The organism is Streptomyces mutabilis (assembly GCF_046628145.1).
GTDB lineage: Bacteria > Actinomycetota > Actinomycetes > Streptomycetales > Streptomycetaceae > Streptomyces > Streptomyces mutabilis.
The window spans coordinates 1,041,070-1,056,209 of the sequence record NZ_CP176874.1 but is presented as its reverse complement, the minus strand read 5'-3'; the positions used below and the strand labels follow the sequence as shown (position 1 = coordinate 1,056,209).

The 15,140-nt window shown below is 73.9% G+C and carries 14 protein-coding genes; 5 read left to right on the top strand and 9 right to left on the bottom strand.

Annotated elements, in window-relative coordinates; translation table 11 throughout:
• The first annotated feature begins 162 nt into the window (after positions 1-162).
• Positions 163-1,653 (top strand): FUSC family protein, encoded by a 1,491-nt coding sequence (locus ACLIN4_RS04430; protein WP_289907735.1) that lies wholly within the window; start codon positions 163-165, stop codon positions 1,651-1,653.
• Between the two features lie 193 nt (positions 1,654-1,846).
• Entirely contained in the window at positions 1,847-2,881 is a 1,035-nt protein-coding gene (locus ACLIN4_RS04425) for a lactonase family protein (RefSeq protein WP_398015874.1), read from the top strand.
• A gap of 243 nt (positions 2,882-3,124) precedes the next feature.
• On the opposite strand, the gene ACLIN4_RS04420 is transcribed toward ACLIN4_RS04425, so the two are convergent.
• The 5 genes from ACLIN4_RS04420 to ACLIN4_RS04400 form a co-directional block, all read right to left on the bottom strand.
• Positions 3,125-4,048, bottom strand: a complete 924-nt coding sequence (locus tag ACLIN4_RS04420; protein ID WP_100047955.1) for a sirohydrochlorin chelatase — start codon at positions 4,046-4,048, stop codon at positions 3,125-3,127.
• A gap of 138 nt (positions 4,049-4,186) precedes the next feature.
• Positions 4,187-5,173 carry an N-acetylglucosamine kinase gene (locus ACLIN4_RS04415; protein WP_411575514.1) on the bottom strand — a complete coding sequence of 329 codons (987 nt, stop codon included), beginning with the start codon at positions 5,171-5,173 and terminating at the stop codon, positions 4,187-4,189.
• Entirely contained in the window at positions 5,170-5,847 is a 678-nt protein-coding gene (locus tag ACLIN4_RS04410) for a uracil-DNA glycosylase (RefSeq protein ID WP_100047957.1), read from the bottom strand. The genes ACLIN4_RS04415 and ACLIN4_RS04410 overlap by 4 nt, the downstream gene beginning before the upstream one ends.
• A gap of 70 nt (positions 5,848-5,917) precedes the next feature.
• Complete coding sequence (locus ACLIN4_RS04405; RefSeq protein WP_100047958.1) at positions 5,918-7,072, bottom strand: WD40/YVTN/BNR-like repeat-containing protein; 1,155 nt, start codon at positions 7,070-7,072, stop codon at positions 5,918-5,920.
• Between the two features lie 81 nt (positions 7,073-7,153).
• Entirely contained in the window at positions 7,154-8,836 is a 1,683-nt protein-coding gene (locus tag ACLIN4_RS04400) for an acyl-CoA dehydrogenase family protein (RefSeq protein WP_411575513.1), read from the bottom strand.
• 181 nt (positions 8,837-9,017) lie between these two features.
• On the opposite strand from ACLIN4_RS04400, the gene ACLIN4_RS04395 reads away from it, so the two are divergent.
• Positions 9,018-9,770, top strand: coding sequence for a PaaX family transcriptional regulator C-terminal domain-containing protein (locus ACLIN4_RS04395; RefSeq protein ID WP_411576733.1), 753 nt, complete (start codon positions 9,018-9,020; stop codon positions 9,768-9,770).
• 33 nt (positions 9,771-9,803) lie between these two features.
• Here the strand turns inward: ACLIN4_RS04395 and ACLIN4_RS04390 are convergent, their stop codons facing one another.
• Complete coding sequence (locus ACLIN4_RS04390; RefSeq protein WP_289907731.1) at positions 9,804-10,607, bottom strand: pectate lyase; 804 nt, start codon at positions 10,605-10,607, stop codon at positions 9,804-9,806.
• 197 nt (positions 10,608-10,804) lie between these two features.
• Entirely contained in the window at positions 10,805-11,884 is a 1,080-nt protein-coding gene (locus tag ACLIN4_RS04385) for an NADH:flavin oxidoreductase/NADH oxidase (protein ID WP_107478021.1), read from the bottom strand.
• 157 nt (positions 11,885-12,041) lie between these two features.
• On the opposite strand from ACLIN4_RS04385, the gene ACLIN4_RS04380 reads away from it, so the two are divergent.
• The gene (locus ACLIN4_RS04380) at positions 12,042-12,404 is read left to right on the top strand and encodes an ArsR/SmtB family transcription factor (protein WP_100047962.1); all 363 of its coding nucleotides are present in this window, start codon (positions 12,042-12,044) and stop codon (positions 12,402-12,404) included.
• A gap of 19 nt (positions 12,405-12,423) precedes the next feature.
• Here the strand turns inward: ACLIN4_RS04380 and ACLIN4_RS04375 are convergent, their stop codons facing one another.
• The gene (locus tag ACLIN4_RS04375; RefSeq protein WP_381993062.1) at positions 12,424-13,773 is read right to left on the bottom strand and encodes an FAD-dependent oxidoreductase; all 1,350 of its coding nucleotides are present in this window, start codon (positions 13,771-13,773) and stop codon (positions 12,424-12,426) included.
• A 223-nt stretch (positions 13,774-13,996) separates the two neighbouring features.
• Between ACLIN4_RS04375 and ACLIN4_RS04370 the strand changes: the two genes are divergently transcribed.
• The gene (locus tag ACLIN4_RS04370; protein ID WP_100047964.1) at positions 13,997-14,446 is read left to right on the top strand and encodes a DUF6214 family protein; all 450 of its coding nucleotides are present in this window, start codon (positions 13,997-13,999) and stop codon (positions 14,444-14,446) included.
• A gap of 19 nt (positions 14,447-14,465) precedes the next feature.
• On the opposite strand, the gene ACLIN4_RS04365 is transcribed toward ACLIN4_RS04370, so the two are convergent.
• A complete protein-coding gene (locus tag ACLIN4_RS04365; RefSeq protein WP_107478019.1) occupies positions 14,466-15,128 on the bottom strand; it encodes a DUF305 domain-containing protein in 663 nt (220 codons plus the stop codon).
• Positions 15,129-15,140 lie beyond the last annotated feature (12 nt).

The following is a 15,140-nucleotide window of genomic DNA, read 5'->3' as shown; positions in this document are numbered from 1 at the left end:
TAGAGATGCCGTGGAAACTGTACCAATGGCCCACTCCCTCGTGCGGCTGTTGAGCCACTGGTGGGAAGGATGCTCCTATAGGAGGGTCGATGGCGCTGCGGACCCCGCGGCGCCTTTTTCATGCCAGTGACTCGGGGCCAGTGCGCGAGGGGGCGGTAATCAGTGCTGAAGAGGGTGTTCATGAGCCCGGACCCGGGACGGTCCCGGCTGCGGTTCGCCGCGCGGGCCGTCCTCGGCATCGGGCTGGCCGTGGTCGTCTGCGGTCTCGCCGGTACCTCTCTGGTGGGCGCCGTCATCGGCGGGCTCGCCGCGCTGCTGGCGCTGTTCACCGTCACCGACGCCACCGTGCGCGGACAGGGGGTCACCACTGCTCTCCTGCCGGTCGTCGGACTGCCCGTGCTCACCGCCGCCGCCGCGCTGCACGACCTCCCCGTGGCACGGGACCTCACCTTCCTCGCCGTCGTCGGCGCGGGCGTGTACGCCCGGCGGTGGGGCCCGCGCGGACACAGCCTCGGCGTGTTCGCCTTCATGACCTTCTTCATCGCGCAGTTCCTGCACGCGACCACGGACCGGCTGCCCGAGATGTACGCCGCCGTCCTGCTGTCCGTGGCCACCGCCGCGGCGGTGCGCTTCGGCCTGTGGTGCTACGAGCGCCGCCTGCCCCCGCCCGCCGCCCCCGCGCCGCCCGCCGGCACCGGACTCGCCCGCATCACCACCCGCCAGGCCGTCCAGGCCACCGCGGGCGCCGGCTTCGCCCTGGTCGTCGGCCAACTGGTGTCCGACGAGCGCTGGTACTGGGCCGTCGGCGCCACCTGGTGGGTCTTCGTCAACACCACCTCGCGCGGCGAGACCCTGGTCCGCGGCTTCCGCCGGGTCCTCGGCACGGTCGTCGGCATCGGACTCGGCTTCCTGATCGCCTTCCCGCTGGCCGGGGCGGCGGTGCCCACGGCGGTACTCGCCGCCGCCTGCGTCTTCGGCATCTTCTACACCGCCGCGGTCTCCTACACCTGGATGATGCTCTGCGTGACCCTGCTCGCCGAGCTGCTCTACGGCCTGCTGGGCTTCCTCAGCCCGGGGCTGCTCGCCCTGCGGCTGGTCGAGACCGGCGTGGGTGCGCTCGGTGCCGCACTCGCCGTGCTCCTCGTCCTGCCCGTCACCACGCACGCCGTCACCGACGCCTGGATCCAGCGCGCCCTGCGGTGCGTCCACGCCTGCACCGCGGAGGCCGCCGCCCGCCTCGCCGGGACCGAAGGGGCCGACCCCGCGCCGCGTGTGGCCGAACTGGAGCAGCTGCTGGGCCGGGTCCGGCTGTCCCTCGCCCCGCTCGTCCATCCGCTGAACCCGATGCGCGGCCGCAAGCACCGTGCCCGCCGGGTGCTCGCCCTGCTCGACGACTGCGCCCGGGAGATCCGTGGCCTGGTCGCCGTCGCCGCCGACCCGGAGGCCTCGCACGACGCACGGCTCGCCGCCGCATGCTGGCGCGTCGAGACCGCGGTCGAAGCGCTCACCGGCGGCGGTTCCGTCCCCGCCCACGCGAGTGGACCGCGCGCCGCGGAACCCGCGCTCGCCCACCTCCACGGCCTGGAACGCGCCCTGGCCGAGCTCGCCGCACCCCTGCGCACGCCCTCCGGCTCGCCGCTCGCCGACGCCTGAGCCGTCCGGTCGGCGGGTGAGCCGTCCGGCCCCGCGCGTGAACCGTCGACGGCCCGCACCACCCGTTTGGTCTGGACCGCAACTGATCGACTGCTACCGTCGCCCCGGGGCAGAAGAACGGTCGGCACGATCGTCCCGCCCACGACGAGGCGCCGGACGGGACGGCACGAGGCGAGGCGAGAGGGGCCTACTGGTGGCAGATGGCGACACGCGGCGGCGACGGGCGTTCATCGGGTCGTTCACGGCGGCCGGCGGGCCCGGCATCGTCACGGCGGCCGTCGCGCCCGACACCGGCGCGCTGACGGTCCTGAACGGCACGGACCGCCTGCCCGACCCCTCCTACCTCGCCCTGGCCCCGGACGGGGACACGCTCTACGCGGTCAGCGAGACGGCCGAGGGCGCGGTGGCCGCGTTCCGCGTGACCGGGGACAAGCCCGAGCCCGCCGGCCGCCCGGTGTCCGTCGGCGGCGACGGTCCCACCCACCTCAGCCTTCACGCCGGGCACGTGCTGACGGCCAACTACGGCTCCGGCAGCGTCACGGCGGTGCCGGTCCGCGCCGACGGCACCCTCGCCCGGGCCGCGTCCGGCGTCCTGCGGCACACCGGCGCGGGCCCGCACGCCCAGCGCCAGCAGGGACCCCACGCCCATCAGGTGCGGTCCGACCCGAGCGGGCGGTGGGCCGTCAGCGTGGACCTCGGCACCGACTCGGTGCGGGTCTGCACCCTGACGGACGGCGTCCCCGCCGTGCACCGGGAGATCGCGCTGCGCCCCGGTTCCGGCCCCCGGCACCTCGCCTTCCACCCCGACGGTGCCCGCGCCTACGTGGTCAACGAACTGGCGCCCACCGTGACCGTCTGCCGCTGGGACGCCGCCGGCGGCGTCCTGCAGCCCCTCGCCGAGGTGCCGGTGCTGCCCGGGGCCCCGGCCGGTGACGCCTACCCTTCGGGCATCGTGGTCTCGCCCGACGGCCGCTTCGTGTGGACCGCCACCCGCGGCGAGGACGTCCTGTCCGTCTTCGCCGTGGAACCGGACGGACTGCGGCTGTCCGGCACCGTGCCCTGCGGTGGGCACTGGCCGCGGGAGATCACCGAGTCGGGCGGCTTCCTCTACGCGGCCAACGAACGCTCCGGCGACGTGACCTGGTTCGCCCTCGACCCGGAGACCGGGACGCCCCGGCGCGCGGGCTCCGTCGCGATCCCCGCGGCGTCCTGCGTGACCTTCGGCTGACCCCGCCGCCGAACGGGCCACGCGTCATCTCCCGACCTCGTCGCGGGGCCGGCCGTATATGCCGCGCCCGGCGAGACCGAGGGCCCTCCTGGGGGAGCGCGCCGCCTGCCGACGGCACTCCCGCACCGTCCCTCACCACGACCGCCCGCACGAGCCTCCCGTACGGCACGACGAGGGGCCCGCTCCCTCCACCGGAGCGGGCCCCTCGGCCGTATGTGTCGTGTTTCGCGCGCGGACCCCGCGTCAGCGTGCCGGCGTGCCCTGCGGCTGCTGCGGCGAGATGCCGAGCGCCGTCGTGTACTTGGCCAGCGTCAGCTTGCCGATCGCCGGGTAGGGGCCGAGCGGCTCGGCGGCGGAGCAGCCCGCCTCCTTGGCCGCCTCCTCCAGCAGGGACGCCTCGATCTCCGGCCCGATCAGGTACGGCGCGAGCGCCAGCTGCTGGGAGCCCGAGGAACGCAGCTGCTCGGCCACGGACGCGATCGAACCCTCCTCGTCCAGGGCCGCCGCCATCACCGGCACGGCGAGACGCGCGGCGAGGAGCATGCCGGTGATGCCGGCCGCCTGCACGGCCTCGTCACCGCCCACGGAGGCCAGGATGATGCCGTCCGCGGCGGTGGCCACGGTGAACAGCCTGGCACGGTCGGCGCGGGCGAGACCCGCCTCGGACAGACGCACGTGCAGCGCCTCGGCCAGCAGCGGGTGCGGGCCCAGCACGTCGGTCAGCTCGGCCGCGACCTTGCTGTCCATCACCGCCTGGCGGATGCGGCGCAGCAGCGCGCTGTCCGGACCGGCGAGCAGCGGCACGACGACGGCGACGGGGCCCTCGGGCTCCTTCACCTCCATGCCCGCGGCGACCGCCTGCTCGTAGCGGGCGGTGCGCTCCTCGGCGGCATGCGAGAGGACGGCCGACAGGGCGAGGAACTCCTCGTCGTCCCCGTCGAGCCAACCGATCCGGGCGTCGAGGCCCGGCAGCTCGGAACGGGCGATGCTGATGACCTCGTCGGCGAGGCCCCGGGTGGCGCTACTGGGCGTCCCCGGAACCGCGAGGACGAGCGCCGGCGCGCCCTCGGGAGCCACCAACGGTTCGGGACGGCGGTGCCGTCCGGGCTGGCGGGGGCGCGGCATTCGTACTGGCAGGCCGGACGCGGGCCCAGTGGGGGAGCTCATGGCGCCGCATGTTACTGGTTTCCTGGGTTTCCCTGTTCGGGGAGGGTGCAGGTGAGCGGTTTCCGTCCGGTTTTGTCTGAAGAGTGATGTACGGATCGGCCGACATCGGCACGATTCACCTCGCCGGAGGACCGATTCTCAGCCGTCCGGGTCGGTCGTCACCCACAGCATTCCGTCGTCGCCCGGAAGGGTGATGGAGCCGGTCGCGAGGTCGCTCGCGATCAGAACCGAACCGTGCAGTGGATCACCCTCGGCGGCCGTCCGCCGCGCGTGCGGGAGCCGCTTCGACAGCTCCTCCTCCAGCGGTCCGACGAGGGCGGTCCCCAGCTTCAGCAGACCCCCGGTGACGGCGACGCGGGGCTCGCCCCCGGGCGGGCACACCGCGGCGGCCGAGTCGGCCATGTGCCGGGCGGCGGCCCGCAGGACGTCCGCGGCGATGGGGTCGTCGGCCGCACAGGCGGCCACCTCCGGCGCGAAGGAGGCGAGGACGGCGGCACGGTCGGTACGCGGATACAACTGGCCGGGCAGTCCCGTCACCGGCCCGAACCGCTCCTGCGCCCGCGCCAGCAGCGGAGCGGAGCCGCCCTCACGCCCGTCGTGGGCGCGCAGTGCCGCCTCCAGGCCGGCCCGCCCGATCCAGGCACCGCCGCCGCAGTCGCCCAGCAGATGGCCCCAGCCGTCCGCCCGGTACCAGCGGTCCAGGTCCGTGCCGGTCGCGATCAGACCGGTGCCGGCGGCCACCACGGCGCCGGCCCGCGGCCCGAGGGCACCGACGTACGCGGTGACGGCGTCCGCGACCAGCGCGACCGTCCGCACGCCCAGTTCCCGGGCCAGAGCGCCCGGCAGCTCGGCCCGCAGGGCGTCGCCGAGGGTGGCCAGCCCGGCGGCCCCGACGACGACGGTGCCGAGCCGGGGCACACCGGCCCCGTCGCTCAGCGACCTCGCCATGGGCAGCAGTTGGCCCAGCAGATGCCCGGGGTCGATGCCGCGCGCACCGGTGCGCACCGGTTCCCGTGACGCGCGCCGCCCGAGCACCCGCGGTCCGTCCCCGTCGGCACCGGTCGTGCCGAGGACGACCCGCAGACCCGAGCCGCCGGAGTCCACGGCCAGGAAGCCGGTGCTCACGGCAGGCGCCAGTCGACCGGCTGACCTCCCAGCCGCACCAGCAGGTCGTTGGCCCGGCTGAACGGACGGGAGCCGAAGAATCCCCGGTCGGCCGACATCGGCGACGGGTGCGCGGACTCGACCGAGGGCAGGTCGCCGAGCAGCGGGCGCAGATTGCGGGCGTCGCGGCCCCAGAGGATGGACACCATCGGCTTGCCGCGCGCCACCAGCGCCCGGATCGCCTGCTCGGTGACCTCCTCCCAGCCCTTGCCGCGGTGGGCGGCGGGCTTGCGCGGGGCCGTGGTGAGCGCCCTGTTGAGCAGCAGCACGCCCTGGCGGGTCCACGGGGTCAGGTCGCCGTTGGAGGGCTGCGGGAGGCCGAGGTCGGTGTTCAGCTCCCGGAAGATGTTGACGAGGCTGCCGGGCAGCGGACGCACTTCGGGCGCGACCGAGAACGACAGCCCCACCGCGTGTCCCGGGGTCGGGTAGGGGTCCTGTCCGACGATCAGAACCCGGACGTCGTCGAAGGGCTGCTGGAAGGCCCGCAGGACGTTCGCCCCGGCGGGGAGGTAGGTGCGTCCGGCGGCGATCTCCGCGCGCAGGAACTCGCCCATCTCGGTGATCCGCCCGGCGACGGGTTCCAGGGCCTTCGCCCAGCCCGCTTCGACGATTTCGTGCAAGGGTCGTGGTGCCACGGGCGTCACCCTACTGCCGTACGGGTGACGCCGATCAACCGGTGGCCAACGCCGGTCCCCCCGAACCTGTTCATCCAACGACCGCGGCCCGCACGCACAGCACGTCCGGCAGGTGGGAGGCCAACTGCCGCCAGCTGTCGCCGTCGTCGGCCGACGCGAACACCTCGCCGTTGCGGTTGCCGAAGTAGACGCCGGCCCGGTCCGCGTCGTCGGTGCACAGGGCGTCCCGCAGCACCGTGCCGTAGTGGTCCTCCTGCGGCAGCCCCGCCGTCAGCGGCTCCCAGCTCTTGCCCGCGTCCGCGGTGCGGAAGACCCGGCAGCGGCGGTCCGCCGGGACCCGGTCCGCGTCGGCGTTGATCGGGAAGACGTACGCCGTGTCGCCCCGGTGCGGGTGGGCGGCCACCGCGAAACCGAACGTGGACGGCAGTCCCTCGCCGATGTCCGTCCACTGCCCGCCCGCGTCGTCGCTGCGGTACACCCCCCAGTGGTTCTGCAGGTACAGCCGGTCCGGGACCGCCGCGTCCCGGGCGACCTTGTGCACGCACTGGCCGAACTCCGGGTTCGGGTCCGGCAGGAAGACCGCGGAGACGCCGGAGTTGGACGGCGCCCAGCTCGCGCCGCCGTCCGTCGTGCGGAAGACGCCCGCGGTCGAGACGGCGACCGTGACCGACGCCGGGTCCCGGGCGTCCGTGAGGACGGTGTGCAGCCCCTCGCCTCCGCCGCCCGGAACCCACTGCGAGCGCGTGGGGTGCTCCCACAGGGGCCGGACCAGCTCGAAGCTCTCGCCGCGGTCCTCCGACCGGTACAGCGCGGCCGGTTCCGTGCCCGCGTAGACCACGTCCGGCTCCGCGGCGGCCGGGTGCAGCTGCCACACCCGCTCCAGGGAAGCGCCGGTCTCCTTGGGGAACTTGACGGCCGGCTGCGCGGGCTCGGTCCAGGTCCGCCCCAGGTCGTCGGAGTGGAACACCGAAGGACCCCAGTGCGCGCTGTCGCCGCCCGCCAGCAGCCGCGGGGTGTCGCCGCGGGTGTCGAGGGCGACCGAGTAGACGGCCTGTGCGTTGAAGTAGGGACTCTCGTCGAACTCCCAGGTGCCACCCCGCCGGCGCCCGATGAACAGGCCCTTGCGGGTTCCCACGGCGAGCAGTACCTCGGTCATGCCGATCACCTCCGCGGCGTCGTCGTCGACGCCTTTGTCTCGGACACGGGCCAGTCTGCACCCCGGCACTGACAGTCACCCCTGGGAAGGGTGACGCCGCAGGTCACAGCGGTGGTGTCGCGCTCACGGAGGATTTCGGGCGCAGGCGGATCAGGCCTCCGGCGGCAGGGCCCGCGCCAGGACGGCGCCGAGGTCGGCCCCGGCCGGCAGCGTGCCGAAGGCGTGCCCCCAGTCACCGCCGAGCCGGCTCGCGCAGAACGCGTCGGCGACGGCGGGCGGGGCGTGCCGGACCAGGAGCGAGGCCTGGAGGGTGAGGGCCATCAGCTCCACCAGCCGGCGGGCGCCGGTCTCGGACGCCTCGGACAGTCCCGTCTCCAACCGGGCCACGGCGGCGTCCAGCCGGGGGTCCGCCCCACGGGCGAGGGCGAGTTCGTCGAAGAGGGCGTGCGCGGTCGCGGGGGAGCGGCCGATCGCCCGCAGCACGTCGAGGGCGTTCACGTTCCCCGAGCCCTCCCAGATCGACAGCAGCGGTGCCTCGCGGTAGTGGCGGGGCATGCCCGACTCCTCCACGTAGCCGTTGCCGCCCAGGCACTCCAGGGCCTCCGCGGTGAACGCCGGGCCCCGCTTGGTCACCCAGTACTTGCCGACGGCGGTGGCGATCCGCCGGAACGCGGCCTCCCCCGCGTCTCCGCGCACCGCCCGGTCCGCCGCGCCCGCCAGCCGCAGCGTGAGCGTCGTCGCCGCCTCCGACTCCAGCGCCAGGTCGGCCAGGACGTTGCGCATCAGCGGCTGGTCGATCAGGCGGGCGCCGAACGCGCTGCGGTGCCGTACGTGGTGGCCGGCCTCGACGAGCGTCTTGCGCATCAGCGTCGCCGACGCCATCACGCAGTCCAGCCGGGTGCAGTTGACCATCTCGATGATGGTCTTGACGCCCTGTCCCTCCGCCCCCACCAGCCAGGCGACCGTCCCGTCGAACTCGGGCTCGGAGGAGCCGTTGGAGCGGTTGCCGAGCTTGTCCTTGAGGCGCTGGACGCGGAAGGTGTTGCGGGTGCCGTCGGGCAGCACGCGCGGCACCAGGAAGCACGACAGGCCCCCGGGAGCCTGGGCCAGCACCAGGAACACGTCGCACATCGGCGCCGACGTGAACCACTTGTGCCCGCGCAGCGTGTACACCCCGGGTTCGGCGGTCGGGGTGGCCGCCGTGGTGTTCGTACGGACGTCGGAGCCGCCCTGCTTCTCCGTCATCCCCATGCCGGCCAGCAGGCCCCGCTTCCCGGTGGGCGTGCGCAGCCCCGGCTCGTACTCCCGGCTGGTCAGCAGCGGCTCGTAGACCTTGGCGAGCTCCGGCTCGGCGCGCAGCGCGGGAACGGCGGCGTAGGTCATCGACGTGGGACACCCGTGCCCCGCCTCGGTGTGCCCCCAGACCAGCCCGCCGGCGGTCCGGGCGACGTGCGCCCCCGGTCGGTCGTCCGCCCAGGCCGACCCGGCCAGACCCTCGCCGACGGCCACCCGCATCAGGTGGTGCCAGCTCGGGTGGTACTCGACCTCGTCGATCCGGTTGCCGTACCGGTCGTGGGTGCGCAGCACGGGCTCGTGCCGGTTGGCCAGGTCGCCCCACTCCTGCGCCTGGACGCTCCCCGCCCGCAGACCGAGCCGACGCAGCTCCTCCTCGGCCCACCCGGCGCCCTCCCGCCGCACGCCCTCCAGCAGGGCCATGTCCTCGCAGGCGTCGTAGGGGGCCAGGGGAGGGGGCTGGTTGGTGACGTCATGTGTGGCGTACCCCTCCGGGCGGCCCGGGGGCTCCTCGTGGGACTCCTGCGCGCGTGTCGTCATGTCCCGAGTGTTGCACCGAATCTGCGACCGCAGCAATAGTGCAACACGGTGTCGCACGTACAGTACGGCTCATGCGGAGGAACGATCAGTGCGCGCTCATGAGGAGCGGCATCCGGTACGCGCTCGCGCGGAGGGCCGGCCGGCACGCGCTCGCGCGGAGGGGCGACACGTGCCCGCGCGGATGAACGACCCCGCGCCGCCGGGCGGGCCCGCACCGCGCCCGCTGTCCGCGAGGTCGGTCGTCCTGAGCCTGCTCCTGGGGACGCATCCCCCCGAACTGCCGGCCCGGGAGCTGGTGCGGCTGGTGGAGGGCTTCGACGTCGGCGGCTCCACCGCGCGCGCGGCGCTCAGCCGGATGGCCGCCGCCGGTGACCTGCGGCGCACGGACACCGGTTACCGCCTCAGCGAGCGGCTGCTGGAGCGCCAGCGCCGCCAGGACGAGGCCGTACGCCCGCACACGCGCGCGTGGGAGGGTGACTGGGAGATGGTCGTGATCACCGCGACGGGCCGCGGCCCCGCCGAACGTGCCGACCTCCGGGCCAGGCTGACCGCCCTGCGTCTCGCCGAACTCCGCGAGGGCGTCTGGCTGCGTCCCGCCAATCTGTGCCGTCCGCTGCCCGCCGAACTGGACCGGGTGGCCGAGCGCCACACCTCGCGCCCCGCCCGCCCGGCCCGTGGACTGGCCGCGAGCCTGTGGCCGCTGGACGCCTGGTCCGCCACGGGCCGGACGCTGCTCGCGCACGTCGAGCGGGCCCGGCGGCCGGCCGACCGGCTCACCGCCTTCGCGGCCGTCGTGCGCCACCTGCTCACCGACCCGGTCCTGCCCCCGGAACTCCTCCCGGCCGACTGGCCGGGCGCGGCCCTGCGGGACGCCTACGCGCTCTATCAACGGGAGCAGAGCGGACAGGTCCGGGTGCGAGGCACCCGGACCTGAGGCGGCGGCGGGATCATCCGCCGGTCACACGCGTCACCTGTAGGTGATGTCGGACGACGCGTACTTGCAGTGGGTTCCGTCGGGGCCCGAGCCGTTCGAGTCCGGCTCGTCGCCGTCGTCGTTGCCGATGTACTTCTGGCACGGGACGATCTTCTTGTCGCTGTCCCCGACCACGGTGATGTTGCGCAGGGTGGCGCTGTCGCCGTAGTTGGTGTTGATGCCGACGATCCGGCTGCCCTTCCAGCTCACCTCGACGGTGTTGAGGTTGATCGTCCGCTTGTACTGCGTGGAGCAGTTTCCGCAGGAGCGGATGAAGGTGCCGAAGTTCTTCACGGCGAAGTTCGACACGTTGAGCGTGCCGGCCCCGTTGAACTGGAAGACCTTGTCACTGGCCTCCTTGGCGCCGCCGCCGGTGACGGTGTAGACGTTCGACGACGAGGAGCCGCGGAAGGTCGCCGCGTCCTCGCCGACGTCCTCCCACCAGACGTTCTGCAGGGTGCAGCTGCCCTTGCAGTGGATGCCGTCGGCGGCCGGGGCGCCGATGATCACGTTCTTGAGGACGGCGCCGGGGGCCAGCTCCAGGATCGGCCCCTGGTCCTCGTCCTGCCCGCCGGAGCCCAGGTCGCCGGTGCCGTAGAGCCGCTTCATCCCGTAGTCCTTGGTGCCGGAGACCGGGATCGTGGAGGAGACGCCCTCGCTGCCGTTGGGTGTCGGCCAGGTGGCGGCCTGGGCCGAGGAGGCTCCGGTGGTCATGAGCATGCCAACCGAGAGCCCGAGCGCGGCCAGCGCGCCGGTCGCGGCGCGCCGACGCCCACGGGGGTGTGTCGCAGCAGTCATGTTCTGGTCCCTTCCGTCAGGGAGTGGGGGTGGAACGGAACATGTACTTGAACGTTGTGCGTGGTGCTGTGCGATGTCGCGAACGCGGGGTTGCATACGTGGGGTATTGCCGGTCCCCGCGTCCGCGACGGTCATGCTGATGAACGGACCGTAGAGGGCAAGCGCTTTCTAGTCAACGCTTCGCGCGCGGTTCCCTCTCACATGCCCCAGCCGTACTGGTCCGGCATCCGGACCGTGTCGCCCAGCTCCCGGGCCGCGTGCTGCGCCCAGGAAGGGTTGCGCAGCAGCTCGCGGCCGAGCAGCACCGCGTCGGCCTCGCCGTTGGCCAGGATCTTCTCGGCCTGCCCGGCGTCGGTGATCAGGCCGACGGCGGCGACCGGCAGCGAGGTCTCCGCCTTCACGCGCGCGGCGAACGGCACCTGGTAGCCGGGCCCGGTGGGGATCCGGACGCGCGCGGCGTTGCCGCCGGTGGAGACGTCGAGGAGGTCGATGCCGTGGGCCTGGAGGTCACCGGCGAAGCGCACGGTGTCCTCGGGCGTCCAGCCGCCCTCGTCCAGCCAGTCGGTCGCCGAGGTCCGGAAGAACAGCGGCTTGTCGTCCGGCCACACCTCCCGCACGGCGTCGACGACTTCGAGGGCGAAGCGGGTGCGGTTCTCGTACGAGCCGCCGTAGGCGTCGGTGCGGTGGTTGGAGTGCGGCGACAGGAACTCGTGGATCAGGTAGCCGTGGGCGCCGTGGATCTCGACGATCTCGAAACCGGCGGCGAGGGCCCGGCGTGCCGCGTCCGCGAACTGCCCGACGATCTCCTCGATCCGCGCGACCGTCAGCTCGGTCGGCACCGGGTGGCGGTCGTCGAACGCCAGCGCGCTCGGGGCCACCGGCTGCCAGCCGTACGCGTCCTCGCCCACGGGGGCCCCGCCCTTCCAGGGCTGTGCGGTCGACGCCTTGCGGCCCGCGTGGGCCAGCTGGATCGCCGGTACGGTCCCCTGCGACCGCAGGAAGTCCGTGATCCGCCGGAAGGCGTCGGTCTGCGTGTCGTTCCACAGGCCCAGGTCCTGCGGGGAGATCCGGCCCTCGGGCGACACGCCGGTGGCCTCGACGACGATCAACCCGGTGCCGCCGACCGCGCGGGCGCCGTAGTGCGCGAAGTGCCAGTCGCCCGGAACACCCGCCAGGGGGCCCTCCGGCGCGGCGGAGTACTGGCACATCGGCGGCATCCAGACCCGGTTCGGGATCGTGGTGTCACGCAGCTGAAGCGGCTGGAAGAGGGCGCTCATGACGGGCTGCTCCCTTGGTCGAGTGGTCGAGGAGGAACGGCTCGTACGATAGCCCTCGTAGTACGGCGTGTGTCAAACTACGGCACCCTTCGTACAATGAACCTTCGACGGAGCCCCTGCCGGTCAGCGGGCCCCCACCGGACGAACTGGAGCCGCCGTGACCCCCGCCGCCACCGCCGCCGGCACCCGCGACCTGCCCCACCCGGCACGCGACGACATCCGGCTGGAGGGAGTGCTGCACGCGCTCTCCGACCCGGTGCGGCTGCGGATCGTGCGGGACCTCGCCGCCGACAGCGACGAACTCTTCTCCTGCTCCCACTTCGACCTGCCGGTGACGAAGTCCACGTCCACTCACCACTTCAGGGTGCTGCGGGAGAACGGGGTGATCCGGCAGACCTACCGGGGCACGGCCAAGATGAACGGCCTGCGCAAGGACGACCTGGACGTCCTCTTCCCGGGCCTGCTGGACGCCCTCCTGGCGGCGGCGGCCCGCCAGGCCGCCCGCCTCGGCACCGGCTGACGGCGACCCGAGGGCGTACTCAGTCCGTCGCCCTCCGCGCCGCCGCCAGCAGCGACTCCCAGTCGGGCAGCTTCACCACGCGCCGCCCCAGTGAGGCGCCGAGTTCCGCCTCGGCCCGCTCGATCGCCCGCCACCCCGCCCACTCGACCGGCTCGACGCCTTCGGCGCGCAGGGCCCCGAGCGGGTCGCACGCCGGGACGTCCCGCCGCAGGAGCGCGGGGGCGTCCGCCAGCAGGGACGTCACCGTCTCCTTCGCGCAGGGGCGGTTGGTGCCGATGACGCCGGTGGGGCCCCGCTTGATCCAGCCGGCCACGTACTCACCGGGAGCGATGGCGCCCGCACGCAGGACGCGTCCCGCCCGGTGCGGCACCGTGCCGCTCGCCGCGTCGAACGGCAGCCCCTCCAGCGGCACTCCGCGATAGCCCACCGACCGCAGCACCAGCCCGGCCCGGATCTCCTCGTACCGACCCGTGCCCGTCACCCCGCCGCTCCCGTCCGGACGGGTCCGCTCGAAGCGCACGGCGCCCACGTGGCCGTCCCCGTCCGCCGTCAGCTCCACCGGACGCAGGAAGAAGCGCACCCGGAGCCGGCGAGCGGCTTCCGGCGCCGCCCGCCCGGCCCAGCCGCGCAGCACCTCCACGTTGCGGCGCTGCGCACCGGGCAGCCCCGACGGGTCCCGGTACGCCGGGTCCAGCGCCAGCTCGGCCGGCTCCACCAGGACGGCGGTGTCCGGCAGGGCGCCCAGTTCGCGCAGTTCCTTGGTGGTGAAACGGGCCTGCGAGGGGCCGCGCCGGCCCACCATGTGCACGTCGGCCACCCGGCCCGCGGCCAGCGTGTCGAGCGCCGCCTGCGGGATGTCGGTGCCGCTGAGCTCGGCCGGGCCGCGCACCAGCATCCGCGCCACGTCGACGGCGACGTTGCCCACCCCGATCACGACCGCCGACCGAGCCCCGCGCAGGAACCCGTCGTCCACGGCGTCCGGGTGGGCGCTGTACCAGGACACGAACTCGGTCGCCGACCAGCTCCCCGGCAGATCCTCGCCGGGGATGCCCAGCCGTCGGTCGGCGGCGGCGCCCACGCAGTACACCACCGCGTGGTACAGCTCCCGCAGCCGGGCGGAGGGCACACCGCCCGGACCGACCGGGACCGCGCCGAGGAACCGCACCCGCTCGTGCTCCAGCACCGTGCGCAGGGCGTTCTGCAACGACTTGATCTTCTCGTGGTCCGGAGCCACCCCGTACCGCACCAGCCCGTACGGGCACGGCAGCCGGTCGAGGACGTCGACGTGCACCTCCTGACCGAGCTGGACGAGGCTCTGCGCGGTGTAGCACCCGCTCGGTCCCGAGCCGACGACGGCGACACGCAGCACGGCGGAACTCCTTGTCCGGAGGGCGGAGGGAGGTCGCTGGTGCTTCCAGCATCCCACCGCCCCCGCTGCGCTGACAGGGTGCTGCGCGCGGTGAACGGCACGTGTTCCGCGCGTGTTCTGTTCGTATGGAATGTGATCATGCGGTTACGTTCGGTTTATGCTCGACGAACCCTTCGTTGACCGCTCTCTTCAGCTTTCCGATCGGTGTCCGGACGACGGTGAGATGTCCGTGCGGCAGACCTGGGTGGTGCGCGAGGGTTCCGACGCCGCCTCGTGGTTCGACGTCCGGCTGTCCTTCGCCGACGGCGCCCGGCTGGAGGCGCTCGCCGTGCTGTCCCGTCACGGCGTGCGGGTCGAGGACGTACGGGCCCGGCCGCCGCTGTCCCTCGACGACCTGTCCGTGCTCGCCGAGTGGCTGGAGCACCCGCTCTTCGACGCCTGCGCACCGGCCGGTGCCGCACCGGCCGCCTCGCGGCGGGCCCGTCCCGCCTGGCCGGGCGGCCGGGAGGGGCGCCGACTCGTCGCGCGGGAGTACCGGGCGGCCCGGGAGGCGGGCGGCGACCCGGTCCTCGCGGTGATGCGCGCGACCGGGCACGGCCGGCGCAGGTCGCTCAGGCTGATCGGTCAGGCGCGCGACGACGGCTTTCTGACCCCGCGCCGCGCGCGCCGCTGACCCGGTCGCCGACGGGCCGTCACAGCATCCTGCGCATCCGCGAGATCTCGCTCGTCTGCTGGGCCACCACGTCGTCGGCCATCTCCTCGACCTGCACGTTGTTGCCCTGCGACTTCACGTCCGTGGCCATGCTGATCGCGCCTTCGTGATGCGTGATCATCAGCGTCAGGAAGAGCTGGTCGAAGGCCTTGCCCCGTGCCTTGCGCAGCTTCTCCAGCTGGGCCTCGGTCGCCATCCCGGGCATCGCGGCGTGGTCGTGGGCGTGGCCGTCGCCGGTCTCCTTCTCGCCGTGGGTCTTCAGCCAGCCCCTCATCGCCTGGATCTCCGGTCCCTGGGCCGCGGAGATCCTTTCGGCGAGCTTCTTGACCTGCCCCGACTCGGCCTGCTCCGGCACCAGTTCGGTCATCTCCAGGGCCTGGGCGTGGTGCTGGATCATCATCCGCGCGTAGGAGACGTCCGCGGAGTTGGGGGAGTCGTCGTCGGCACGGTGCTTCTCGGCCTCCTCGGCGGACAGGGTCCGATTGTCCTCGCCCGGTCCGCCCGGAGCGATCACCGAGGGACCGGCCGCGTCCGCCTTCCCGCCGTCCGGGTCGGAGTCGCAGGCCCCGAGCCCGAGCACGGCCAGTGCCGTCAGGGCGGCCGTGACGAGCGACGCGCGGGTCGACGCGGGACGGAAGGGCACAACGTCCTCCTG

Bases quoted from the DNA above. Each gene is read 5' to 3' on its own strand.
- ACLIN4_RS04420 (WP_100047955.1), bottom strand. From the start codon at position 4,048: ATGAGCTCCCCCACTGGGCCCGCGTCCGGCCTGCCAGTACGAATGCCG.
- ACLIN4_RS04400 (WP_411575513.1), bottom strand. From the start codon at position 8,836: ATGACGACACGCGCGCAGGAGTCCCACGAGGAGCCCCCGGGCCGCCCG.
- ACLIN4_RS04395 (WP_411576733.1), top strand. From the start codon at position 9,018: ATGAACGACCCCGCGCCGCCGGGCGGGCCCGCACCGCGCCCGCTGTCC.
- ACLIN4_RS04390 (WP_289907731.1), bottom strand. From the start codon at position 10,607: ATGACTGCTGCGACACACCCCCGTGGGCGTCGGCGCGCCGCGACCGGC.
- ACLIN4_RS04385 (WP_107478021.1), bottom strand. From the start codon at position 11,884: ATGAGCGCCCTCTTCCAGCCGCTTCAGCTGCGTGACACCACGATCCCG.
- ACLIN4_RS04370 (WP_100047964.1), top strand. From the start codon at position 13,997: ATGTCCGTGCGGCAGACCTGGGTGGTGCGCGAGGGTTCCGACGCCGCC.